The 22,108-nt window shown below is 71.7% G+C and carries 23 protein-coding genes; 7 read left to right on the top strand and 16 right to left on the bottom strand.

All coding sequences use genetic code 11. The features are described from left to right. Positions 1–3: 3 nt before the first annotated feature. On the top strand, positions 4–3,210 hold the full coding sequence (locus ACH4YL_RS16035; RefSeq protein WP_398507936.1) for an ATP-binding cassette domain-containing protein: 3,207 nt from the start codon (positions 4–6) through the stop codon (positions 3,208–3,210). Then, positions 3,207–3,893 (top strand): ATP-binding cassette domain-containing protein, encoded by a 687-nt coding sequence (locus tag ACH4YL_RS16030; protein ID WP_398507935.1) that lies wholly within the window; start codon positions 3,207–3,209, stop codon positions 3,891–3,893. Before ACH4YL_RS16035 ends, ACH4YL_RS16030 begins: the two co-directional genes overlap by 4 nt. Positions 3,894–3,913: 20 nt before the next feature. Here the strand turns inward: ACH4YL_RS16030 and ACH4YL_RS16025 are convergent, their stop codons facing one another. After that, positions 3,914–4,558 carry a transglycosylase family protein gene (locus ACH4YL_RS16025; protein WP_398507934.1) on the bottom strand — a complete coding sequence of 215 codons (645 nt, stop codon included), beginning with the start codon at positions 4,556–4,558 and terminating at the stop codon, positions 3,914–3,916. A gap of 527 nt (positions 4,559–5,085) precedes the next feature. Between ACH4YL_RS16025 and ACH4YL_RS16020 the strand changes: the two genes are divergently transcribed. Next, on the top strand, positions 5,086–5,877 hold the full coding sequence (locus ACH4YL_RS16020) for a hypothetical protein (RefSeq protein WP_398507933.1): 792 nt from the start codon (positions 5,086–5,088) through the stop codon (positions 5,875–5,877). Positions 5,878–6,052: 175 nt separating this feature from the next. After that, on the top strand, positions 6,053–6,307 hold the full coding sequence (locus ACH4YL_RS16015) for a hypothetical protein (protein ID WP_398507932.1): 255 nt from the start codon (positions 6,053–6,055) through the stop codon (positions 6,305–6,307). A 117-nt stretch (positions 6,308–6,424) separates the two neighbouring features. On the opposite strand, the gene der is transcribed toward ACH4YL_RS16015, so the two are convergent. The 5 genes from der to aroH all read right to left on the bottom strand — a co-directional run bounded on the left by der (position 6,425) and on the right by aroH (position 10,840). After that, on the bottom strand, positions 6,425–7,873 hold the full coding sequence (gene der, locus ACH4YL_RS16010; protein WP_398507931.1) for a ribosome biogenesis GTPase Der: 1,449 nt from the start codon (positions 7,871–7,873) through the stop codon (positions 6,425–6,427). Between the two features lie 65 nt (positions 7,874–7,938). Continuing rightward, complete coding sequence (locus tag ACH4YL_RS16005; RefSeq protein WP_398507930.1) at positions 7,939–8,604, bottom strand: lysophospholipid acyltransferase family protein; 666 nt, start codon at positions 8,602–8,604, stop codon at positions 7,939–7,941. After that, positions 8,601–9,284, bottom strand: a complete 684-nt coding sequence (gene cmk / locus ACH4YL_RS16000; protein WP_398507929.1) for a (d)CMP kinase — start codon at positions 9,282–9,284, stop codon at positions 8,601–8,603. The genes ACH4YL_RS16005 and cmk overlap by 4 nt, the downstream gene beginning before the upstream one ends. A gap of 111 nt (positions 9,285–9,395) precedes the next feature. Continuing rightward, on the bottom strand, positions 9,396–10,481 hold the full coding sequence (locus ACH4YL_RS15995; RefSeq protein ID WP_398507928.1) for a prephenate dehydrogenase: 1,086 nt from the start codon (positions 10,479–10,481) through the stop codon (positions 9,396–9,398). Next, positions 10,478–10,840, bottom strand: a complete 363-nt coding sequence (gene aroH, locus ACH4YL_RS15990) for a chorismate mutase (RefSeq protein WP_398507927.1) — start codon at positions 10,838–10,840, stop codon at positions 10,478–10,480. Before aroH ends, ACH4YL_RS15995 begins: the two co-directional genes overlap by 4 nt. A gap of 437 nt (positions 10,841–11,277) precedes the next feature. On the opposite strand from aroH, the gene ACH4YL_RS15985 reads away from it, so the two are divergent. The 3 genes from ACH4YL_RS15985 to ACH4YL_RS15975 all read left to right on the top strand — a co-directional run bounded on the left by ACH4YL_RS15985 (position 11,278) and on the right by ACH4YL_RS15975 (position 12,938). Further along, a complete protein-coding gene (locus ACH4YL_RS15985) occupies positions 11,278–11,610 on the top strand; it encodes a DUF952 domain-containing protein (RefSeq protein WP_398507926.1) in 333 nt (110 codons plus the stop codon). Positions 11,611–11,734: 124 nt separating this feature from the next. Then, a complete protein-coding gene (locus tag ACH4YL_RS15980; protein ID WP_398507925.1) occupies positions 11,735–12,223 on the top strand; it encodes a Rieske (2Fe-2S) protein in 489 nt (162 codons plus the stop codon). Positions 12,224–12,233: 10 nt separating this feature from the next. After that, positions 12,234–12,938: a DNA polymerase beta superfamily protein gene (locus tag ACH4YL_RS15975; RefSeq protein WP_398507924.1), complete on the top strand. Its 705-nt coding sequence runs from the start codon at positions 12,234–12,236 to the stop codon at positions 12,936–12,938. Here the strand turns inward: ACH4YL_RS15975 and ACH4YL_RS15970 are convergent. The 10 genes from ACH4YL_RS15970 to ACH4YL_RS15925 all read right to left on the bottom strand — a co-directional run bounded on the left by ACH4YL_RS15970 (position 12,935) and on the right by ACH4YL_RS15925 (position 21,958). Further along, on the bottom strand, positions 12,935–13,696 hold the full coding sequence (locus ACH4YL_RS15970) for a DNA polymerase beta superfamily protein (protein ID WP_398507923.1): 762 nt from the start codon (positions 13,694–13,696) through the stop codon (positions 12,935–12,937). The two genes, ACH4YL_RS15975 and ACH4YL_RS15970, sit on opposite strands and share 4 nt — an antisense overlap. A gap of 3 nt (positions 13,697–13,699) precedes the next feature. Beyond that, a complete protein-coding gene (locus tag ACH4YL_RS15965; protein ID WP_398507922.1) occupies positions 13,700–14,731 on the bottom strand; it encodes an ADP-ribosylglycohydrolase family protein in 1,032 nt (343 codons plus the stop codon). Further along, complete coding sequence (locus ACH4YL_RS15960; RefSeq protein WP_398507921.1) at positions 14,728–15,447, bottom strand: NUDIX hydrolase; 720 nt, start codon at positions 15,445–15,447, stop codon at positions 14,728–14,730. The genes ACH4YL_RS15965 and ACH4YL_RS15960 overlap by 4 nt, the downstream gene beginning before the upstream one ends. Then, positions 15,447–16,526, bottom strand: coding sequence for an AAA family ATPase (locus ACH4YL_RS15955; protein WP_398507920.1), 1,080 nt, complete (start codon positions 16,524–16,526; stop codon positions 15,447–15,449). Before ACH4YL_RS15955 ends, ACH4YL_RS15960 begins: the two co-directional genes overlap by 1 nt. Next, positions 16,523–17,176: a nicotinamide riboside transporter PnuC gene (gene pnuC / locus ACH4YL_RS15950; protein ID WP_398507919.1), complete on the bottom strand. Its 654-nt coding sequence runs from the start codon at positions 17,174–17,176 to the stop codon at positions 16,523–16,525. The genes ACH4YL_RS15955 and pnuC overlap by 4 nt, the downstream gene beginning before the upstream one ends. A 112-nt stretch (positions 17,177–17,288) precedes the next feature. After that, positions 17,289–18,341, bottom strand: a complete 1,053-nt coding sequence (locus ACH4YL_RS15945) for a pseudouridine synthase (protein ID WP_398507918.1) — start codon at positions 18,339–18,341, stop codon at positions 17,289–17,291. Beyond that, on the bottom strand, positions 18,341–18,910 hold the full coding sequence (scpB, locus tag ACH4YL_RS15940; protein WP_398508365.1) for an SMC-Scp complex subunit ScpB: 570 nt from the start codon (positions 18,908–18,910) through the stop codon (positions 18,341–18,343). Before scpB ends, ACH4YL_RS15945 begins: the two co-directional genes overlap by 1 nt. A 56-nt stretch (positions 18,911–18,966) precedes the next feature. Further along, positions 18,967–20,169 carry a segregation/condensation protein A gene (locus ACH4YL_RS15935; RefSeq protein WP_398507917.1) on the bottom strand — a complete coding sequence of 401 codons (1,203 nt, stop codon included), beginning with the start codon at positions 20,167–20,169 and terminating at the stop codon, positions 18,967–18,969. Between the two features lie 50 nt (positions 20,170–20,219). Then, entirely contained in the window at positions 20,220–20,792 is a 573-nt protein-coding gene (locus ACH4YL_RS15930) for a hypothetical protein (protein WP_398508364.1), read from the bottom strand. Continuing rightward, positions 20,789–21,958 (bottom strand): ParA family protein, encoded by a 1,170-nt coding sequence (locus ACH4YL_RS15925; RefSeq protein ID WP_398507916.1) that lies wholly within the window; start codon positions 21,956–21,958, stop codon positions 20,789–20,791. The genes ACH4YL_RS15930 and ACH4YL_RS15925 overlap by 4 nt, the downstream gene beginning before the upstream one ends. Positions 21,959–22,108: the final 150 nt, after the last annotated feature.

The raw sequence follows: 22,108 nt of genomic DNA, 5'->3' as shown, positions 1-22,108 counted from the left end.
CGGGTGAGCTCACTGACGTACGACCTCACCCTCGCGGGGCTCGCGGTCGGAAGCGCGGCCGCGCTCACCGGGATCGGACTGATCGTCACCTACCGGGCGACCGGCGTGCTGAATCTGGCGCAGGGCGCGATCGCGATGGTCTGCGCGTATGTGCTGCGGGAGTTCGCGGTGGAGTGGGGCTGGCCGCTGCCGCTCGCCGCTGCGGTGACGCTGCTGGTCGTGGCACCCGGGATCGGGCTCGTACTGGACCGGCTCGTCTTCCGTCCCATCGCGATTCTGGAGGTGGACCCGGCACGGGCTCTCGTGGCATCCATCGGTGTGTTCGTGCTGTTGGTCGGTGGTGCGGCGCTGGTGTGGGGCCCCGGGGCGCGGGCGGACGCGCCGAAGCTGCTGCCGGACGATCCGTGGGCCCAGCTGGCGGCGGTCCTGGTGCTGGCGTCGCTGGTCGCTTCGGTCACCCGGTGGACGCCGTTCGGGCGTGAGCTGCGGGCGGTCGTCGACAACCGTCCGCTCGCGGCGCTGGGCGGGATCGACGCGGACCGGGTGTCGGCGGTGGGGTGGGCGTTCGGCTCGTTCACGGCCGGGCTGACCGGGGTGCTGCTCGCGCCATACGTCCGGCTCGATCCGTACGGGCTGCCCCTGCTGGTCGTCGAGGTCATCGCGGTCGCGGTGATCGCGCGGATGCGGAGCCTGCCGGTGGCGGTGGCCGCGGCGCTGGCGATCGGCGTGGCACAGGCCCAGCTGACCCGGCTGCACCCGTCGGGCTGGGGCGAACCGCTGCTCCAGGCGGTGGGCGCGAATCTCTTCGTCGTCGCCCTGCTGATCGCGGCGCTGGTACTGCCGGGGATCGGGGCGCAGGGCTCGTTGGCCCGCGCGACGGCGCCGGCGGTACGGGTCCCGGGCGTCGCGTGGCTCGTCGCCGCGATCCTCTTCCTGCTGCCGCTGGGCTTCGCGGGCAGGGACCTGCACACCGCGATCCAGGTGCCTGCGCTGGCCGTGATCCTGCTGTCGCTGGTGGTCGTGACGGGCCGGGGCGGCCAGATCTCGCTGGGCCAGGCGGCGTACGCGGGCCTGGGGGCGCTGTTCACGGCGCTGCTGGCGGCCGGGCGCTTCCCCGGGCTCCCGGCGATGCCCGAACTGCTCGCGCTGGTCGTCGCGGTGCTGCTGGTCGCGCCGCTCGGGCTGCTCACCGGCTGGCCGGCGATCGGCCGCCACGGACTCGCGCTGGCGCTCGCGACGCTGGCGGTCGGCGTCGGGGTGAGCCGCTTCGTCTTCGCGCAGCCGTACGCGACGGCGGGTCTGTCGCTGTCCCGCCCGGCGGGCCTGATGTCCGACCGCGCGTTCTACGTCATCGAACTGGCGGTACTCGCTTGTGCGTTGCTCGCCGTGGCGGCCCTGCGGCGGGGCCGGACGGGCCGGGCGCTCGCGGCACTCCGCGACCACGAACCGGGCGCGTCGGCATCCGGCATCCCGGTGCCCGCGCTCAAACTCCTCGCCTTCGTCACGGGCGCGGCGCTCGCGGCCCTGGGCGGCGGTCTGCTCGGCATGGGCCTGCGCGCCTTCGACCCGGAGGCGTACGACCCGGTGGTCGGCCTGCTCTGGTTCGCCGCGATCGTGGTCCTGGGCGCGGACAACCTCCTTGCCCCGCTTGCCGCGGCCGCGCTCCTGGTGGGCCTGGACGCCGGCACCCGCGGCGGCGTCGCGGCGGCGGTCATCGGCATCCTGGCGATCCTGATCGGCCGCCTGCCTGATCTGCCGTCACGGGTGTTGGGCCTGCTGTCCCGCCGTGGGGCCGAGCCTCGGGGCGTGCTCACCGCCGAGCCCGGCGAGCCCGGCGGGGCCGCGGGCCCGGGCCACGGGCCGAAGACGGCCGTCTCCGCCACGGGCCGTCGGCCCGGCCGTGATGCCGCCGCCGAGCCCGGCGGCCCACCACCCGCGCCGGGCGCGCCAACCACACAGCCGGACCCTGGCCACGCCGCGGCCCCACGGCCCAGCCGTGATGCCGAGTCGGCAGACACGACTGCCGGACTCGGCTACGGCGAAGCCGGGAGTCCACGACCCGGCCGTGAGACCGATGCCGCAGGACCTGGCGAAACCGCGGCCCCACGGCCCGGGCGCAAAGCCAACGGCACCGGCACCGGCACCGACGGCGACGGCGAACCGCCCACGGCCGCGCCGCCCGGCTCCGGCGAAGCCGGAAGCTCAACACCCGCGCCCGGCACGCCAACCGAACCGTCACGCCCCGGCGCAGCCGGGCCCGGGCCCGGCGAAGGCGGCGGCCCGGAGCCCACTCTGGGCGCGCCAACCACGCCGCCGCGGCCGGGCCGCGCCGCGAGTCCACAGGCCGGCCGTGAAGCCGAGCCGGCAGCCAAGGCTGCTGGGCTTGGCTCCGGCGAAGCCGGGAGCCCACCGACCGCGCCGGGCGAAGGCGGGGGTCCACCGCCCAGGCTGGGCGCGCCAACCACCCCTCCACGCCCCGGTGCAGCCGGCTCCGGCGAAGCCGGAAGCCCACCGACCGCGCCCGGCGCGCCAACCAAACCGCCACGCCCCGGCCTTCCCCCGACCGCGCACACGCTCGTCGCGCGCGCCGTGCGGCTCAGCTACCGGCGGTTCGTCGCGCTCGACGGGGTTGATCTCGTCCTGCGCTCCGGACAGGTCACCGCGCTCGTCGGCGCCAACGGGGCCGGCAAGAGCACCCTCTTTCACTGTCTGTGCGGCACCCTGCGGCCCGACTCCGGGCGCGTCGAGCTCGACGGGGTCGACATCACCCGGCGCGCCTCGCACGCCCGCACCCGGCTCGGGATCGCCCGGACCTTTCAGCAGCTCGCCGTTTTCCCCTCGTTGACCGTCGAGGAGAACGTCCGCATCGGCGCCGAGCAGGGGCATCTCCGTGACGCCTCGACCGTTCCGCACGTGCTGCGGCTGCTCGGGCTCGACGGGCCCGTCCGGAGTCTGCCCGCCGCCGGGCTGTCCACCGGGGCCCTGCGGCGCGTCGAGTTGGGGCGGGCGCTCGCCGGGCAGCCGCACACGTTGCTGCTGGACGAGCCCGCCGCGGGGCTCGACTCCGGCGAGGTCAGGGCGCTGGCGCGGATCCTCGAGGCGCTGGCGGCCGACGGGATGGCCGTGCTCGTCGTCGAGCACGATCTCGATCTCGTCGCCCGTATCGCGCACACCGTGCATGTCATGGAGGCGGGGCGGATCGTGCGATGACCGTGGAGATCGAGCTGCGCGCCGCCCGGGTGCGGTACGGCCCGCTGGAGGCCCTGCACGGCGTCGACCTCGCCGTGCCCGCCGGTGCCGTCACCGTCCTGCTCGGGCGCAACGGCTCCGGCCGTACCACCGCGCTGCGCGCGCTCGCCGGGACGGTGCCGCTGTCCGCCGGACGCGTGGTGTGGCGAGGGGCCGACGTGACCGGGCTCCACGCGCATGAACGGGCCCGTCGCGGGCTGTGCTTCGTACCGGACCTGCGCGCGGTGTACGACACCCTCACGGTCGCGGAGAACCTTGAAATCGCCGCGGGAGGCGGGCAGTTCGAGCGCGCTCTGGACGGCTACCCGGCCCTCCGGCCGTTGCTCGACCGCCGCGCCGGCACCCTCTCCGGCGGTGAGCAGCGCATGCTCGCGGTCTCCCGGTCCCTGCTGTCGTCCGCCCGTGTCGTCCTCGTCGACGAGCCGACGCAGGGCATGTCACCGGCCGTCGCGACCCGTACGTACGAACTGCTCCGCACCCTCGACGCCGCGGTCGTCCTCGCGGAGCAACGGCTGCCGTCCGGCCTGGGCGCGGCCGCCTCCACCACCGTCCTCGTCCATGAACTGCGCCGCGGCTCCGTCGTGTTCAGCGGGGAGCCCGGCGAGCGCGGCCCCGCCCGGTCGGAACCGGACGGGGCCACCTGACGGAGCCGGAGCACGGCAGGTCAGAGCGCGAGCCGCTGCCCGGGCACGATGAGGTTCGGATCACCGCCGATGACGGCCTTGTTGGCCGCGTACAGCTCGCGCCAGTCCGTGTCGTGCGCGGCGGCGATCGCGCTGAGCGTGTCGCCGCTGCGGACGATGTAGCGCCCGTCGCGGTCACTGCCGCGATCGGTGTGCGCCCGGACCCGCTGGGGTGCCTCCGCCGGGGCCTTGGCCTTCGGCTTGACCTTGGCCTTGACCTCCTTCGGGCCGGCCTTGTAGGCCGAGGACTTCTCCGGCGCGCTTCCGTACGCCCCGGCCCTCGCCGAACACGTCGGCCACGCGCCCCAGCCCTGTGCCCGCTGGACCTTGGTCGCGACCGCGATCTGCTGTGCCTTGCTCGCCCGGTCCGCGGTGGCCGCGTAGGCCCCGCCTCCGTAGGCCCGCCACGTCCCGGCGGAGAACTGCAGCCCGCCGTAGTAGCCGTTGCCGGTGTTGATGTGCCAGTTTCCGCCGCTCTCGCACGTGGCGATGCGGTCCCATACCCCGCTGTCCGCCGCCTGGGCCGTGCCGGACGTCGCACTGAGCAGAGCCAGCGGCGCCACCAGTGCGGCGCCGACCAGCGCCGCCGTGTCACGCCTGCGTATGGAACGGGAACTCGTGAACATCAAATCCCTCTCGAAGGACCCGGGGTCCCTCGGGCGGCGCGGCCTTCGACGCATCCGGCGTCCTGGTCCGCTCCCCCCAGCCCGCTGAGGTGGTGGTGCGTGGTGCTGGTGGTGCGGTCTGCCGCACTGGCTGTGCGGCCGGGCGGGCTGTCCCGGGCGGTGCTCTCTGCACACGGCGGAGGAATCTAGGCAGCGCACCCCTCCGGTATCAACCAATTCCCTGTCGTTCCAGGCCAGTTGCCCATTACCCGAAGTAGCGTCGAAATCCGGCCACCCACTTGATTCGCTGATTTCATGATTTGTCGACCTGCCGACGACCCGATCTGTGAGCCGGTTCACGCCGTCAACTTCCGTGCATCCAGCAGCTGTTGACGGTGAGTAGTCAATTCCGCCCGCTGTCTCACCGCTTGCGTCGGATGGTTCGATTCCGTTCCTCTCCGTGCGTGACCCCTGCCACAGATCACCCGTTGAGTTCTTTATGAGCCGGGACCCGCCCGGCGTACAAGATCAAGTCCGAGGAGCCACCCGTGCCGCGCATGCTCGACGTCAGCGAGGACGTACGCGCCGAGATCGGCGACGAAGAAGCCGACCGGCTGCTGGCCGGCCTGAATGCCCCGGGCAGCTACGACTGCACCTCCTGCCGCACTCCGGGCGACTCCGAGCAGGAGCGCACGAGCACCGTCCTGTTCGTCGGCGACGAGACCGCCGTTCTCGCCTTCGCCCACGCCACCTGCATCCCTTCGCAGGTCGTCCAGGTCGCCGAGGACCAGCTCCAGGGAGCCGTACGGTCCATCACCGGCGAGGACCCGAACGCCGCGCAGGACCGTCCCCAGGGCGCGCCCGGACAGGCCGTCCTCGGCATCACCAGCGGACTCGTGCTGATCAACGGTGAGCTGCACCCGGCGCTGGTCGTCGAACCGACCGCACCCATCGCCCGTCCCGGCACCACCGGCAACGGCGGCGACGACTTCCTGCCGCTCCTCATCGAGCAGGGCTTCGTGCCGATCTCCGACGTCAACCAGCGGCCGTCCCTGCTGCCCGGCTGGTCGGTGCTCGTCGCCATGGGCCAGCTGCACGCCGTGCTCCAGCCCGGCACCGGCGGCGGCAGCCCGGTCGCCTGGTGGCAGGCCCACCAGCCGCTCCAGGTCACCGACGGCTGGCGGGCGGCCGCCAACCGGTCGCACACGGTCCTGGTGTTCGCCGCCCCGGTCGGTTCGATCGGCCAGCAGCCGCGCGAGGACCTGCTGCGCCAGGCGCTGGAGAAGGCCGCGTCGGGCGGCCGACTGGTGGCCGCCGCGATGCCGCTCGCCGGCACCTGAGCGGGAGCGGGAGACCGGCCGGGGGCGTACCGACACGCCCCCGGCGCACGTCTGCGTACTTCCGCCGGAAGAATGCAGCACCACCCAGCCCGCATCCCCCGGTCGGCGGCGTCGTTGCAGGTACGTGCACTCATACGACCCCTCCCGCCAGCCGTACCAGAGCCACATCCCGGCCATGCGCCCCGCGCACGAGGCTTCGGGAGGCCACTCCTCCACGCCGATCTACGACGCGCTGTACTCCGAGTTCCGCAGAGCGTTCCGGACGCTTCCCGGCGACCGCAGCGGCGAGGAGGATCTCGGCTTCAAGGGCTTCGGGACGGGGCTGCACAGGGCGCACCCGGGGGCGGGCTGGCAGCCGTACCCGACGAGCCGGCCGAACCACGGGAACCTGCGGCCGGCGCTGCCGCCGGCGCCCCGGCGAGGGGTCTGAGGCCGGTACGTACGACACAAAGGGCGCTGCCCCGGACCTGGTGAACGGTCCGGGGCAGCGCCCTTTGTCGTTGGATCACCGACGTCGGATCACCGACGTCGGATCACCGACGTCAGGTCACTTCTTGCGGCCGCGCTTCTCGCGCACCCGCACCGAGATGTGGATCGGCGTGCCCTCGAAGCCGAACTCCTCGCGCAGCCTGCGCTCCACAAAGCGGCGGTAGCCGTGCTCCAGGAAGCCGGAGGAGAACAGCACGAACCGCGGCGGCTTGGTGCCGGCCTGCGTGCCGAAGAGGATGCGGGGCTGCTTGCCGCCGCGGATCGGGTGCGGATGCGAGGCGACGATCTCGCCGAGGAAGGCGTTCAGCCGGCCCGTCGGGATACGCGTCTCCCAGCCCGCCAGCGCGGTCTCGATCGCCGGGACCAGCTTCTCCATGTGGCGGCCGGTGAGGGCGGAGACGTTGACCCGCGGGGCCCAGGAGATCTGACCGAGCTCGGTGTCGATCTCGCGCTCCAGGTAGTAGCGGCGCTCCTCGTCGAGTGTGTCCCACTTGTTGAAGGCGACCACCATCGCGCGGCCCGCCTCGACGGCCATCGTGATGATCCGCTGGTCCTGGACGCTGATGGACTCGCTCGCGTCGATCAGGACGACCGCGACCTCCGCCTTCTCGACGGCCGCGGCCGTACGCAGCGAGGCGTAGTAATCCGCGCCCTCCTGGAGGTGGACGCGGCGGCGGATGCCGGCCGTGTCGATGAACTTCCAGGTGACGCCGCCGAGTTTGATCAGTTCGTCGACGGGGTCGCGGGTGGTGCCCGCCATTTCGTTGACGACGACGCGGTCCTCGTTGGCCACCTTGTTGAGCAACGAGGACTTGCCGACGTTCGGACGGCCGATCAGCGCGATGCGGCGCGGGCCGCCGACGGCGGTGCCGAAGGTCTGGGCCGGGGCCTCGGGCAGCGCCTCCAGGACGGCGTCGAGCATGTCGCCGGTGCCGCGGCCGTGCAGGGAGGAGACGGGGTGCGGCTCGCCGAGGCCGAGCGACCACAGGGCGGTGGCGTCCGCCTCGCCGCTCGGTCCGTCGACCTTGTTGGCGCAGAGCACGACGGGCTTGCCGGCCCGGCGCAGCAGCTTGACGACGGCCTCGTCGGTGTCGGTCGCGCCGACCGTGGAGTCCACGACGAAGACGACCGCGTCGGCGGCCTCGATCGCGTACTCGGCCTGGGCGGCGACGGAGGCGTCGATGCCGAGGACGTCCTGCTCCCAGCCGCCGGTGTCGACGACCTTGAAGCGGCGGCCTGCCCACTCGGCCTCGTAGGTGACGCGGTCGCGGGTGACGCCGGGCTTGTCCTCGACGACGGCCTCGCGGCGGCCGATGATGCGGTTCACCAGGGTCGACTTGCCGACATTGGGGCGGCCGACGACGGCGAGGACGGGCAGCGGGCCGTGGCCCGCCTCCTCGATGGCGCCCTCGACGTCCTCGAGGTCGAACCCTTCTACCGCGGCGAGCTCCATGAACTCCGCGTACTCGGCGTCGCCGAGTGCTCCGTGGTCGTGCTGGTCGTTCATGAAGTCCGTTCCTCATTCATCATCGATGGACCGCGATATGGCGCGGGCCACTACTCAAGTCTTACCTAGCGCCCGGTGAGGCGCCTGGCGTTTTTCAGGTGGGCGGTGAGCCGCTCCTGGATCCGTACGGTGGCGTCGTCCAGCGCCTTGCGCGTACGGCGACCGCTACCGTCACCCGCCTCGAAGGCGTCGCCGAAGACGATGTCCACCCGGCTGCGCAGCGGAGGCAACGCCCGTATCAACCGTCCGCGGCGCTCGCTGCTTCCCAGCACCGCCACGGGGACGATCGGCGCCCCGGAACGTACGGCGAAGTACGCGAGCCCGGCGCGCAGCGATGCGAAGTCTCCTTCACCGCGAGTGCCCTCGGGAAATATGCCGAGGACGCCGCCGCGCTCCAGTACGCCGAGCGCGTTGGTGACGGCGGTGCGGTCGGCGGTCGTACGGTCCACCTTCAGCTGACCGATTCCGAGCAGGAACGGGTCGAGCGGGCCGATGAACGCCTCTTTCTTGATCAGGAAGTGCACGGGCCTGGGCGCGGTGCCCATCAGCATCGGCCCGTCGATGTTGTGCGAGTGGTTCACGGCGAAGATCACCGGCCCGGCCGTCGGGACCCGCCAGCCGCCGAGCACCCGCGGCCGGTACAGGCCGTGCATCAGCCCGATGCCGATCCTCCGCCCGACCGCCGCGCCCTTCTCGGACGGTGCCGCGCCCTTCCCGGACGATACGGTCACCGCGCCGCCCGCTTCTCCTCGACGAGGGTGACGACACACTCGACGACCTGCTTCAGAGTCAGCGCGGTGGTGTCCACCTCGACCGCGTCGTCCGCCTTGGCGAGCGGGGAAGTCTTACGGCTGGAGTCGGCCGCGTCCCGCTTGATCAGGGCTTCCTTGGTGGTCGCCACGTCGGCGCCCTTCAGCTCGCCGCTGCGGCGGGCGGCGCGGGCCTCGGGCGACGCGGTCAGGAAGATCTTCAGATCCGCGTCCGGCAGCACGGTCGTGCCGATGTCGCGGCCCTCGACGACGATGCCGGTCCCGGCGGCCGCGGCGATGGAGCGCTGCAGCTCGGTGATCCGCGCCCGGACCTCGGGGACCGCGCTGACCGCGCTGACCTTGGCGGTGACCTCCGGCGTACGGATCGGTCCGGACGCGTCCACGCCGTCGACGGTGATGGCGGGCGCCGCGGGGTCGGTGCCGGAGACGATCGCGGGCTTGCCCGCGGCGGTGGCGATGGCGGCGGGGTCCGCCACGTCGACTCCGTTGCTGATCATCCACCAGGTGATCGCCCGGTACTGCGCGCCGGTGTCCAGGTAGTTCAGCCCGAGAGCGGCTGCGACTGCCTTGGAGGTGCTCGACTTGCCCGTGCCGGAGGGGCCGTCGATGGCGACGATCACGGAATCCACGGTGTCGGACACCTTTCCTGGTACGCGGAGAGGGCCGGCGGAAATGCCGAGGGGCCCCGAACAAGGTTACCGATTGCCGGGGCCATCCTTTACACACGTTCGGCGGAGCCCTCAGACACCCCGTTACTGCCGGATCGACCAGCCGCGTTCCCGCAGCGCGGCCGACAGCACCGGCGCCGCCGCCGGCACGACCATCAGCTGGACCAGACCCGCCTGCTGACCCGTAGCATGCTCGATGCGGACATCCTCCACGTTCACACCCGCACGACCCGCATCCGCGAAGATCCGCGCCAGCTCTCCCGGCTGGTCGCTGATCAGGACCGCGACGACCTCGTACGAGGTCGGTGCCGCGCCGTGCTTGCCCGGGACCCGGGCGCGGCCCGCGTTGCCCCTGCGCAGGACGTCCTCGATGCCCTCGACTCCCCCACGGCGCTTGGACTCGTCGGAGGACTGCAGCGCGCGCAGCGACTGCACCGTCTCGTCCAGGTCGGCCGCGACGCCCGCCAGCACGTCGGCCACCGGGCCCGGGTTCGCGGAGAGGATCTCGACCCACATCCGCGGGTCGGATGCCGCGATCCGCGTCACGTCGCGGATGCCCTGGCCACACAGGCGTACGGCCGTCTCGTCGGCCGCTTCGAGGCGTGCGGCGACCATCGAGGAGATCAGCTGGGGGGTGTGCGAGACCAGGGCCACCGCGCGGTCGTGCGCATCGGCGTCCATGACCACGGGGACGGCCCGGCAGAGCGCCACGAGTTCGAGCGCCAGGTTGAGGACCTCGGTGTCCGTGTCGCGGGTCGGTGTGAGCACCCACGGCCGTCCCTCGAAGAGGTCGGCGGTCGCCGCCAGCGGCCCGGAGCGCTCTTTGCCCGACATCGGGTGCGAGCCGATGTAGCCCGTCAGGTCGAGGCCGAGGGCCTCGAGCTCGCGGCGGGGGCCGCCCTTGACGCTGGCCACGTCGAGGTAGCCGCGGGCGCGGCCGGCGCGCATCGCGTCGGCGAGCGCGGTGGCGACATGAGCCGGCGGCACGGCGACGATCGCCAGGTCCACCGGGCCCTCGGGCGGATCGTCCGTGCCCGCGCCGAGCGCGGCGGCCGTCCGGGCGCGCTCCGGGTCGTGGTCGACGAGATGGACGACGACTCCGCGTCCGGCGAGCGCGAGGGCCGCCGAGGTGCCGATCAGGCCTGTTCCGATGACGACGGCGGTTCTCACTGGGCGATGTCCTTGCGCAGGGCGGCGGCGGCACCGAGGTACACGTGCGCGATCTCGGGTTTGGCGAGCTCGGACTCGACGTGGGCGAGGATCCGTACGACTCGGGGCATCGCACCCACGACATCGAGCTCCTGGGCGCAGATCAGCGGTACGTCGACGATGCCGAGCTTGCGGGCCGCGGCCGCCGGGAAGTCGCTGTGCAGATCGGGCGTGGCGGTGAACCAGACGCTGATCAGATCGTCGGTGGTGAGTCCGTTCCGCTCCAGGACGGCGGTGAGCAGTTCGCTGACCTGCTCGTCCATGTGCCCGGCGTCGTCCCGTTCCAGTTGGACGGCTCCACGGACCGCTCGTACCGCCACGTCGTGCTCCTTAGCTGTGCGGGTGCTCCATTCAGCGTAGTCAGGCGCGAGGAGGGAGCGCGGCGGCGACCGCCCTGCGAGACATGGCGTCGGCACGCGGCCGCCGCCGGCCTGCGGCGAAGGCGGTCAGAGTTGCTGCTGCTTGAAGATGTCCTCCAGCGACGCGCCCTGCGCCAGCTGTCCGTTCGGGCTCAGCTTGTCGACGGCCTGCCGCAGCGACAGGACTGGGTCTGGTCGACGAGACCGGACTTGGTGAGCATGCCCAGGAGACCGCCCAGGTCGCTACCCGCCATGATTCGCCTTTCGAAGAGCCATCCGGAACACGGTCAATGTCACCCAAACAGGACACCACGGCCACTTGGAGCGACGACCCCGTTCACGGCCCCGTTCACTCCCCGCACCGCCCCGTTCCACCGGCCTGCGCTAGAACTGGCGGCATGCTCTTTCATGTCGTGCCCGTGGACGAATGGACGGCGGACCTGGAGCGTCCGTACGCCCCTGTCTCGCTGACCACCGAGGGCTTTGTGCACTGCTCGCCCGACCGGCCCGCCGCACTCGCCATCGCCAACGGCCCGTACCGCGACGTACCGGACCTGCTGGTGCTCCAGATCGACGAGGCCGCACTCGCCGCCGAGATCCGCTGGGAGGGCTCCGAGGACCTGCTCTTCCCGCATGTGTACGGGCCGATCGAGCGGGCCGCCGTCACCGCCGTGCTCGCGGTGGTGCGGGACGCGGACGGCCATGCACAGGAGCTCGCGCCCTGGGCGTGAGTGCGCGAACCGGTGGACGTCCGCCTTCTGGCGGCCGTGCCTGTGGCGATGCACTGCCTATGCGGGTTGGACTGTCAGAGTTGCAACACGAGCACGCTCGGTGTCACGACATAGGGAGACGGCCATGGACGCGCGACGACGGACGGTGCTGACGGCAGGAGCGGCGGGAGTCGCCGCGCTGGTGACGGGGTGCGGTGACGGGGACGAGAGCGGCGGAGCGACGACGGAGCAACCGACGGCGACAGCGGACACGCCGAGCCCTCCGGCCACGACCGAGTCGACGGCGGCACCCACCGGTGAGGCGACGGGATCGTCGACCCCGGCCGGTGAGGAGCTCGCCAAGACGGCGGACATCCCGGTGGGCGGCGGAAAGGTGTTCGCGGAGCAGAAGATCGTGGTGACGCAGCCGACTGCGGGCCAGTTCAAGGCCTTCTCGGCCGTGTGCACGCACCAGGGCTGCACGGTGAACGCGGTCGCGGACGGCACGATCAACTGCCCGTGCCACGGCAGCAAGTTCAGCGTCGAGGACGCCGCGGTCGAGGCCGGCCCGGCACAGACTCCGCTGCCGCAGAAGCAGATCACCGTCTCCGGGGACACGATCCTGCTCCCGTAGCCTGTGGCGCATGACCCCGGAAGTCCTGGTGCGCGACCACACGATCTACTCGTGCGTCATGGGGTCGCGTGCGTTCGGCCTCGCGACTGAGGACAGCGACACGGACCGCCGCGGCGTCTTCCTCGCGCCGACGCCGCTGTACTGGCGGTTCGAGAAGCCGCCGACGCATGTGGAGGGCCCGGCGGACGAGCAGTTCTCCTGGGAGCTCGAGCGCTTCTGCGAACTGGCGCTGCGGGCCAACCCCAACATCCTGGAGTGCCTGCACTCCCCGCACGTCGACCACATCGACGCGACGGGCCATGAACTCCTCGCCCTGCGCGACGCGTTCCTCTCCCGCCACACCCACCAGACCTTTGTCCGCTACGCCCAGGGCCAGCACAAGAAACTCCAGTCGGACGTCAGCGTGCACGGAGCGCCCCGCTGGAAACACGCGATGCACCTGCTCCGCCTCCTGACGAGCTGCCGCGATCTGCTCCGCACGGGTCGCCTGGTCCTCGACGTCGGCGAGGACCGCGAGCGCCTGCTGGCGGTGAAGCGCGGCGAAGTCTCCTGGCGGGAGGTGGAGTCCTGGATGTCCCGCACGGCGGACGAGGCGGACGAGGCGGCCCTGTCGACCCCGCTCCCGGCGGAGCCGGACCGGGCGCGGGTCGAGGACTTCCTGATCCGCACCCGCCGCGCGTCGGCCGGGTCGGCCCTCGACGCCGCCCGGCTCTAACGCGTCAGCCGCACTCGTACGGTGAAGTCGTGCAGCGCGTCGTACGCGTACGCGCCCGGTTCCTGCGGGAGGTCCGAGGCCGTCCGGGCTGCCTCCAGCACCTCGTGGAGGGCCTCGAAGTCGGCGCGTACGGTGCCCTCGGTCAGACCCGCCGCCGGGCCGTGCTCCGCGGCCGCCTTCGCGTCGATCAGCTCGGGCAGATAGCCCGGCGCGGCGGGCACCTCACCGAGCAGCGTGGGCAGATGGGCCTGCACCTCGCCGGTACGCATCAGGTGGACGCCGGAGAGCAGCGAGCGGAAGGCGTACAGCAGCGGCTTCAGCTCACCCGTGCGCTCGTAGAGCCGCCACTGCGTGTTGGCGAACCCCAGGTAGTGGTGCGCATGGTTGCTGGTGAGCACGCCGGGGGCGAGAGCCACCAGTTCCGCGTGCGCGGCTGTCGTGTGGATGACCAGCGGCGACAGCAGCTGTTCCAGCACATAGCCGTTGCGCCGCAGCATCAGCCGCGCGAACTTGCGCAGGTCGTGCGTGACCAGGTCCATCTCGACGCCGTCGCGGTCCCACATCCGCGACCGGGTCTCCGCCGGCTCGCGCAGTCCTACGAGCTGCTCGACGGGCAGGACATGGACACCCCGCAGGTCCACGTCGGAGTCCCGTGAGGGGAAGCCGTAGAGATGCGCGCCGGAGACCGTGGCGAACAGCAGAGGGTCCGGCTGCTCGGTGACGACAGAGGTGAGGTCCAGGCTCAGGGCATCCAGCACGGATCAAGCATCCCAGAGCGCACCCAGCGACATCAGGTCGCTCCGGTACTCGATCCGTTCCGACCAGTCCTTCGGCCACGCCCCCGCCCCCAGGTGCGCCCCCGCGAACGCTCCCGTCAGGCACGCGATCGAGTCCGAGTCGCCTCTCGTGCAGGCCGCCCGGCGCAGGGCCGACACCGGGTCCTCCGGGAAGAGGAGGAAGCACAGCAGTGCGGTGGCGAGGGCCTCCTCCACGATCCAGCCGTCGCCGGTTACCAGGCACGGGTCCGTCTCCGGGTTTGCCGTACGCAGGGCCTTCGCCAGGCGTTCCAGGATCTGGAGGCACTCGTCCCAGCCCCGGGCGATGAACGCCTCGGGCGTCGGGTCGTGGGAGTAGGTCCAGAGGTTGCCGAGCCAGCGGTCGTAGTAGCGGCCGCGGTTCTCGTACGCGTACGAGCGCAGCTGGCCCACCAGGCCCATCGGCTCCGCGCCCTGCGCGAGCAGGAACACCGCGCGGGCTGTCAGGTCGCTCGCCGCGAGCGCGGTGGGATGGCCGTGGGTGAGCGCGGACTGCAACTGGGCCGCGCCCGCGCGTTGTTCCTCGCTCAGGCCCGGGACGAGGCCGACCGGCGCGACGCGCATATTGGCGCCGCAGCCCTTGGAGCCGATCTGGCTGGCCTCCTGCCACGGCCGGTCGCTGTCGAGCAACTGGCAGGCGAGCATGCAGGTGCGGCCGGGCGCGCGGTTGTTGTCCGGGGAGTGGTACCAGGCCACGAACTCCTCACGGACCGGCCGCGTCAGCCGCGACGCGACGAGCAGTCCGCGGTCCATGGCGGTGCGTATGCCGCGTGCCAGCGCAAGCGTCATCTGGGTGTCGTCCGTGACGATCGCAGGCTTCGGCAGCACCATCTCCCGCCAGGGCCCGCATTTGGCGAGTATCTGCGGCACATCGTTGAACTCGGTCGGGAAGCCCAGTGCGTCCCCGAGCGCGAGTCCGATCAGTGAGCCGGTGGCGGCCTGTTTCGTGACGGTCCTCGTGGTCCTCAGCATGGTCATGCCTGCCGTCCTTCCGGTCGCAGGAGTGGCGGGTGCAGGGCCGATGCGGCGCCTGCCCGGTAGAGCGCGGCCGGTTTCCCCCGACCGCCGGTACGGCGCGGCGGGCCCTCGACGGCCTCGACGAAGCCGGGTGTGGTGAGGACCTTCCGCCGGAAGTTGGGCCGGTCGAGGTCGACGCCCCAGACCGTCTCGTACACCTGCTGGAGCTCGCCGAGCGTGAACTCGCCCGGGCAGAAACTGGTGGCCAGACAGGTGTATTCGAGCTTCGCGCCGATCCGCTCGTGCGCGTCGGCGAGGATCAGGTCGTGGTCGAAGGCGAGCGGCCGGGCGGCCGTCAGGGCCGTCCACCGGGCGTGCGCCGCGTCGCCGCCGCCGCGCGGCTCCGGCAGATCGGGCAGCAGCGCGGTGTAGGCGACGGACACGACGCGCATCCGCGGATCGCGGTCGGGGCCGCTGTAGGTCCGCAGCTGCTCCAGATGGAGGTCCTCCACGGTCTCCTGCGACAGCGCGGTCTCCTCGGCGAGTTCACGGCGGGCGGCCTCCCCGGCCGACTCCCTCGGCCGTACGAATCCGCCGGGCAGCGCCCATGCGCCTTTGTACGGGTCCTCGCCGCGCTGTACGAGCAGCACATGCAGCCGTCCCTCGCGGACCGTGAAGACGGCGAGGTCGACGGTCACCGCGAAGGGCGGGAACGCGCCCGGGTCGTAACCCTGCATCAGCGTCGCTCCGGGAGAGGTTCGGCGAGGTCCCAGCCCTCGTCGAGCAGCGCGTCCACGGCGGCGACCGCGGCGGCCAGCCGCTGCTCGTGCGGTCCGGTGAGAGTGACGGTACGCCGCTCCGTGCGTGCCAGCTCCTCCCGGAACCGGCCGGTCATCCAGGGCCGCAACTGCTCCCCGTCGCGCAGTCCGTCGTCCTCGAAGTCCACGCCCTCGTGGTCGGTGAGCAGCCACAGATGCTGCCGTCCGCGGGCGGCGATCCGTGCCACCTCGTCGCTGCGGCCGCCCAGATAGCGCTCGTGCCAGACGGTCGTCGCGAAGGCGTCGGTGTCGCAGAACAGCAGCGGAGAGCCGGCCCGCGCGGCCTCCTCCTCCAGCTCGGCCTGCCGCGCGGCGATGACCGGGAACTCCGCCGAGGTGAAGGAGACCTCGGCCCAGTCCGCGCCGGGCCGCTCGGCGCGCAGCCGCGCCAGTTTCCGCTCGCTGAACTCCCGCCCGTACTCCGGCACACAGCGCGTCCGCGCCCAGACGCCGCCCCGCCGCCGGTAGTGCTCGGTGAGCGCCCGGGCCATGGTCGTCGTGCCCGTCGACTCGGCGCCGAGTACGACCACGCGCCGGGCGAGCGCCGCCCGCACCGGCGGCTGGAGGAAGTCCCAGCAGCCGACCGGGTCCTTGCGGACGGCCGTCCCGGACACCGGGTACAGGGTCCGGTCCGGGTCGAGGCACACGGACTCGGCGCCGAAGCGGCGGCCCAGCTCCTCGCCGTACGTCTCCGAGGTGAAGACGGCGTCGACGGGCTCGGGGACGGCGGCGCGGAAGACGGCCATGTGCGCGTCCCAGACGGCCGGGTCGTTCAGGTCCATCGGGATGTCGTCGACCGCGCCCACGACCCGTACACCAGGGTGCACTTCGCGCATCCACGCCACCCGCTCGGCGAGCGGAATCGTCTCCACGGAGGCCGCGCAGACCAGCACGGTCAGCAGTTCGCAGCGGTCGGCCGCGGTCCGTACGAGATGGTGGTGTCCGGCGTGCGGCGGATAGAACTTCCCGAGCACCAGGCCGTGCGCATAGGGCCTCATGCCGTCGCCTCCGCCAACTCCCGCCGCCCGGCGGCCAGATCGCGCGACCAGTTGCGCAGTCCGACGACGCACAGGGTCATGAAGCCGACGTACAGCAGCGAGGTCAGATAGAGCTCCTTGTACGCGTACAGCGGGATGTAGACCACGTCGGCCGCGATCCACAGCCACCAGGACTCAAGACGCTTGCGGCACTGCCCGTACGTCGCCATCAGCGACAGCGCGGTGGTGAGCGCGTCCCAGAACGGGACGGTCGAGTCGGTCCGGCTGTCGAGCAGGAGCGTCAGCCCGAGAGTCCCCACCACCCCCGCCGCGAGCAGCCAGGTCCACTCGGTGCGGCTGGTACGCCGCACAGGGAGGCCGTCGGAACCTGGTCCACCCCCGTGGGTCCAGGTCCACCAGCCGTACACGGCGAGGGTGATGAAGACGACTTGCAGGCCTGCGTCGGCGTACAGGCCGGCCTGGGTGAAGAGCAGGATGAAGAAGAGGTTGTTGGCGATGCCGATCGGCCAGTTGGCGATGTGCTGGCGGGCGACCAGCCAGACGCAGAGCGCGCCGCTGCCGAAGCCGAGGACCTCGGTCCAGCTCACCGGTGTGTCGAGAACGGTGAACAGCGGCTGCTGCAGGGGTTCGAGGATGTCCGCGAGACTCACGCCCGCCTCCTTAATAGTCACTCTGACTATAAAGGGGTGGGGCCCAGGGGCACAAGACGCGACGAAGCCCGCGGCCGGATCGGCCGCGGGCTTCGTCGCTGAACTGGTCCGGCTACAGGCCGACTTCCTTCATCAGCATGCCGACCTCGGTGTTGGTCAGACGGCGCAGCCAGCCCGACTTCTGGTCGCCGAGCCCGATCGGCCCGAACGACGTCCGGACGAGCTTGTCGACCGGGAAGCCCGCCTCCGCGAGCATCCGCCGGACGATGTGCTTGCGGCCCTCGTGCAGCGTGACCTCGACCAGGTAGTTCTTGCCGGTGTTCTCGACGACCCGGAAGTGGTCGGCGCGCGCGTAGCCGTCCTCCAACTGGATGCCGTCCTTGAGCCGCTTGCCGAGCTCACGCGGCAACGGGCCCTGGATCGCGGCCAGATAGGTCTTCTTCACGCCGTACTTGGGGTGGGTCAGCCGGTGGGCCAGCTCGCCGTGGTTGGTGAGCAGGATGATGCCCTCGGTCTCGGTGTCGAGCCGGCCGACGTGGAACAGACGCGTCTCGCGGTTGGTGACGTAGTCGCCGAGGCACTGGCGGCCGTCGGGGTCCTCCATCGTCGACACGACACCGGCCGGCTTGTTCAGCGCGAAGAAGAGATCCTTCTGGGTGGCGACGGTCAGCCCGTCGACCTTGATCTCGTCCTTCGCCGGGTCCACGCGCATGCCCTGCTCAACGACGATCTTGCCGTTGACCTCGACGCGGGCCTGGTCGATCAGCTCCTCGCAGGCGCGCCGCGAGCCCATCCCGGCCCTGGCCAGCACCTTCTGCAGCCGCTCGCCCTCCTGCTCCGCGCCCGGGAAGGTCTTCGGGGTCTTCACCTCGGGCTTGCCCGCGTAGCGCTCGCGGTTGCGCTCCTCGGTACGGGCGTCGTACTCACGCGAGCGCGCGGGCGCGGTGCGCCCGCCACCGCGCTGCGGGGACTGCTTCGGGCCGCCCTTCGCACCGCCGCGGGCCGCCGCACCCCGGCCGCGCTTCGGCTCGTCGGGGGAACCGCCCACGTCGTAGCGGCGCTCCTCGGGACGGGGCTTGCCCGCGCGCTTCTGCTTGTCGTCACGGCTGTTACCGGCACCCCGGTAGTTGCCGCGCCCGCTGCTGTCCTTGCCGCTGCTTCGCATCAAAGTTCCGTCGTCTGCTTGTCGTCTTCGTCGTCCGGGGCATCCGGATCGAACGACGGAACACCTTCTTGGGTCTCGGCCTCGATCGCCTCGGCCTCGGGGAGGAAGGGCGCGAGCTCCGGGAGCTCGTCCAGGCCGCGCAGGCCCATCCGCTCCAGAAAGTAGTTCGTCGTCCTGTACAGGATCGCACCTGTTTCGGGTTCCGCGCCCGCCTCCTCGACCAGACCGCGCTGGAGCAGGGTCCGCATGACCCCGTCACAGTTCACTCCGCGTACCGCGGAGACGCGCGAACGGCTGACCGGCTGGCGGTACGCGACGACCGCCAGCGTCTCCAGTGCCGCCTGGGTGAGCCGGGCGTGCTGCCCGTCCAGGACGAAGCGTTCCACGGAGTCCGCGTGCTCGGCGCGCGAGTAGAACCGCCAGCCGCCCGCGACGAGCCGCAGCTCGAAGCCGCGGCCCTGGACGGTGTACTCGTCGGCCAGCTCCCGCAGAGCGTCCGCCACGGCCCGCCGCGGCTGGTCCAGCACCTTGGCGAGGTGCTCCTCGGTGGCAGGCTCGTCGACGACCATCAGCACGGCCTCGAGGGCGGGCTTGAGCTCGGCCTTGAGATCGGCCTTGAGATCGGTCACGGTTTCTTCTCCTCCTCCGGAATCTCGGGGGGCCGGTCGAACTCGTCGGTGACGGTCGCCTCCGCGTCGCCGCCGGCCCAGGTGACGGTGAGCTCCTCCAGGGCGTCCTCCTGATCGAGGACGACGGCCTTGTCGCGGTAGAGCTCCAGCAGGGCGAGGAACCGGGCGACGACGGTGAGGGTGTCGCCGACGCCGGCGATCAGCTCGCGGAAACTGACCCGCCCGCGCTCCCGCAGCAGGCCCACGACGATCTCGGCCTGCTCCCGGACGCTGACCAGCGGCGCATGGATGTGGTCGATGTACACCTGTGGCTTGGGCTTGGGCTGCATGGCCTTCACGGCCAGCTTGGCGAACCCTTCGGCGCCGATACTGATGACGACCTCGGGCAACAACTCTGCCAGCTGCGGCTCCAGCCCCACGGTACGGGGGTAGCGCCGGGCCTCCTCGGCCAGCCGCCGGTCGAAGATCTCGGCGATCTGCTTGTACGCGCGGTACTGCAGCAGCCGCGCGAAGAGAAGGTCCCGCGCCTCGAGCAGCGCGAGATCGGCCTCGTCCTCGACTTCGGCGGTGGGCAGGAGCCGGGCTGCCTTGAGATCGAGCAGCGTGGCGGCGACGACAAGGAACTCGGTGGTCTGGTCGAGATCCCAGTCGGGCCCCATGGCGCGGATGTGCGCCATGAACTCATCGGTGACCTTGGACAGGGCCACCTCGGTGACGTCGAGCTTGTGCTTGCTGATGAGCTGCAACAGCAGATCGAAGGGCCCTTCGAAGTTCGCCAGCCGGACTTTGAACCGCCCGTCGTCCACGACGGGCGGCGCCTCGCTCGTATGCGGCGCGGCTGAAGGTGCGGCTGAGGGCGCGGCCGGGGTCTCGGCGACGTCCGGCTCCGCCGGGGTCTCGGCCCCGGTTTCGGGAAGGGGCGGCGCCTGGGGAGACTCCTCCGGCTCCTCCGGCCCCTCAGGCTCTCCGTCGTCCAGCAGGCGGTCCGGCTCCGAGAGCCCCGTCTCAGGCTCCACCGGACCCGCCTCAGGCCCCGGCTCAGGCTCCACCGGAGCGGCCACCGGCTCCACCTCGGCGGCCTCGGAGCCCGGGGCCTCCGCCCCGGGTGAAGCCTCCGGCTCCGGGCGCACGCCCGGCGCGCCCGGGCCACGGCCCAGGGAGCGGCGGGAGGAGCGGGGAGCGTCGGCGGTCGGCGGCATCGTGGTCCAGGGGGCAAAGGAGCAGGCAGGGGCAGCGCGTCAGGCTACCCTCAGCGGCCACGCAGGCGTCGCACGAGAATGCTCGCGTCGCCCCGCTGCTCAAGATCCGCCAGCACCACGGCAACCGCTTCGCGGACGATCCGCCCGCGGTCCACGGCCAGCCCGTGTTCGCCGCGCAGCACGAGCCGCGCGTGCTCGAGGTCCATCAGCTCCTCGGCGGAGACATAGACCGTGATCTTCTCGTCGTGCCGTTCGCGACCGCTCGGGCGGCGGTTCGCACCGCGGCCGCCGCTCCGGCGCCGCGTCTGACCGCCGGGCGCGACACCCGCGGCCGCCGACTCCTGCGCGGTCTGGGCGGCAGGACGGGGCTTCGTCCCGCTCCTCTGGTCGGCGTCGGCCTTCGCGCCCCGGCTGCGTCCGTCGGCACCGTCCGCGTCGGCCGCGGAGTGCTCCTCGGACGGCGAGGACGGGGACGGCTCGGGCGCGCCCTCAGAAACCGGGTCGCTCTCTCCCGCCGGCGCAGGCACCCTGGGCTCGCCGTTCGCCTGCCGCCGCGGAGAGGACGACTGCAGCGCCATGCCTCCGGTCGTGCGGAACAGCTCGTCGGCCCCGGGCAGACTCACTCGGCGTGACACCGGGCGAGCACCTCCCTGGCGAGCTGACGGTACGCGGCGGCTCCGACGGAGTTCGATGCGTAGGTGGTGATGGGCTCACCGGCCACCGTGGTCTCCGGGAAGCGCACGGTCCGCCCGATCACCGTGTGGTAGACGTGGTCGTCGAACGCCTCGACCACCCGCGCCAGCACCTCACGGCTGTGCACCGTACGGGAGTCGTACATCGTGGCCAGGATGCCGTCGAGCTCCAGGTCGGGGTTGAGCCGCTCCTGGACCTTCTCGATCGTCTCGGTCAGCAGCGCCACTCCGCGCAGCGCGAAGAACTCGCACTCGAGCGGCACGATCACCTTGTGAGCCGCGGTCAGGGCGTTCACGGTCAGCAGGCCGAGCGACGGCTGACAGTCGATCACGATGTAGTCGTAGTCCGACATCAGCGGCTTCAGCGCACGCTGCAGCGTCGACTCGCGCGCGACCTCGCTCACCAACTGCACTTCGGCGGCCGACAGATCGATATTGCTCGGCAGCAGGTCCATGTTGGGCACGGCGGTCTTGAGCAGTACCTCGTCCGCCGCCATGCCCCGCTCCATGAGCAGGTTGTAGACGGTGAGGTCGAGCTCCATCGGATTCACACCGAGACCCACCGACAACGCACCCTGCGGGTCGAAGTCGACGAGCAGCACACGCCGTCCGTACTCCGCGAGCGCGGCGCCCAGGTTGATGGTCGACGTCGTCTTGCCCACGCCGCCCTTCTGGTTGCACATCGCGATGATCTTCGCGGGTCCGTGAGAGGTCAGCGGACCCGGGATCGGGAAGTACGGCAGTGGCCGTCCGGTGGGGCCGATCCGCTCGCGGCGCTGACGCGCGGCGTCAGGGGCGAGGGTGGCCGCGTACTCGGGATCGGGCTCGTACTCGGCGTCGGGGTCGTAGAAGTGCCCTTCGGGGACTTCCTCGTAGGCGGCGAAGTGGGTGGACTCTCGGCCACTCTCGTTGCCGGCCATGGCGTTCACGTGTAGGCCGTCCATCATCTTCATCGTGTGGGCTGTCGTCATGGGCGTGGTGTGCTGCTGCGTCGCGAAGGTTCGGACTGCGACGGAGCCGACAGCTTCGTGCCCGACTGACGGGCTCTGCCCCCGCGCTGGGGGCACCCCGACGCCCTCTGGACGTAGGGGGAGCATTCCTGGTTGACCACCCCCGGGAGTAAATGTCGACTCATTCACAAGTCGTCTTACCTCCTTGGACGTGACCAGGAAACATATCGATAGGTCAGCGTGGCACCATGCCGACGGTTGGCGACTCTATGGCGTGTCACCGCTCCGCAGCAACAC

The organism is Streptomyces sp. NPDC020681 (assembly GCF_044334895.1).
Classification (GTDB): Bacteria; Actinomycetota; Actinomycetes; order Streptomycetales; family Streptomycetaceae; genus Streptomyces.
Note: the sequence above shows the minus strand (reverse complement) of the source record. Positions and strands in the feature narration are given on the sequence as shown.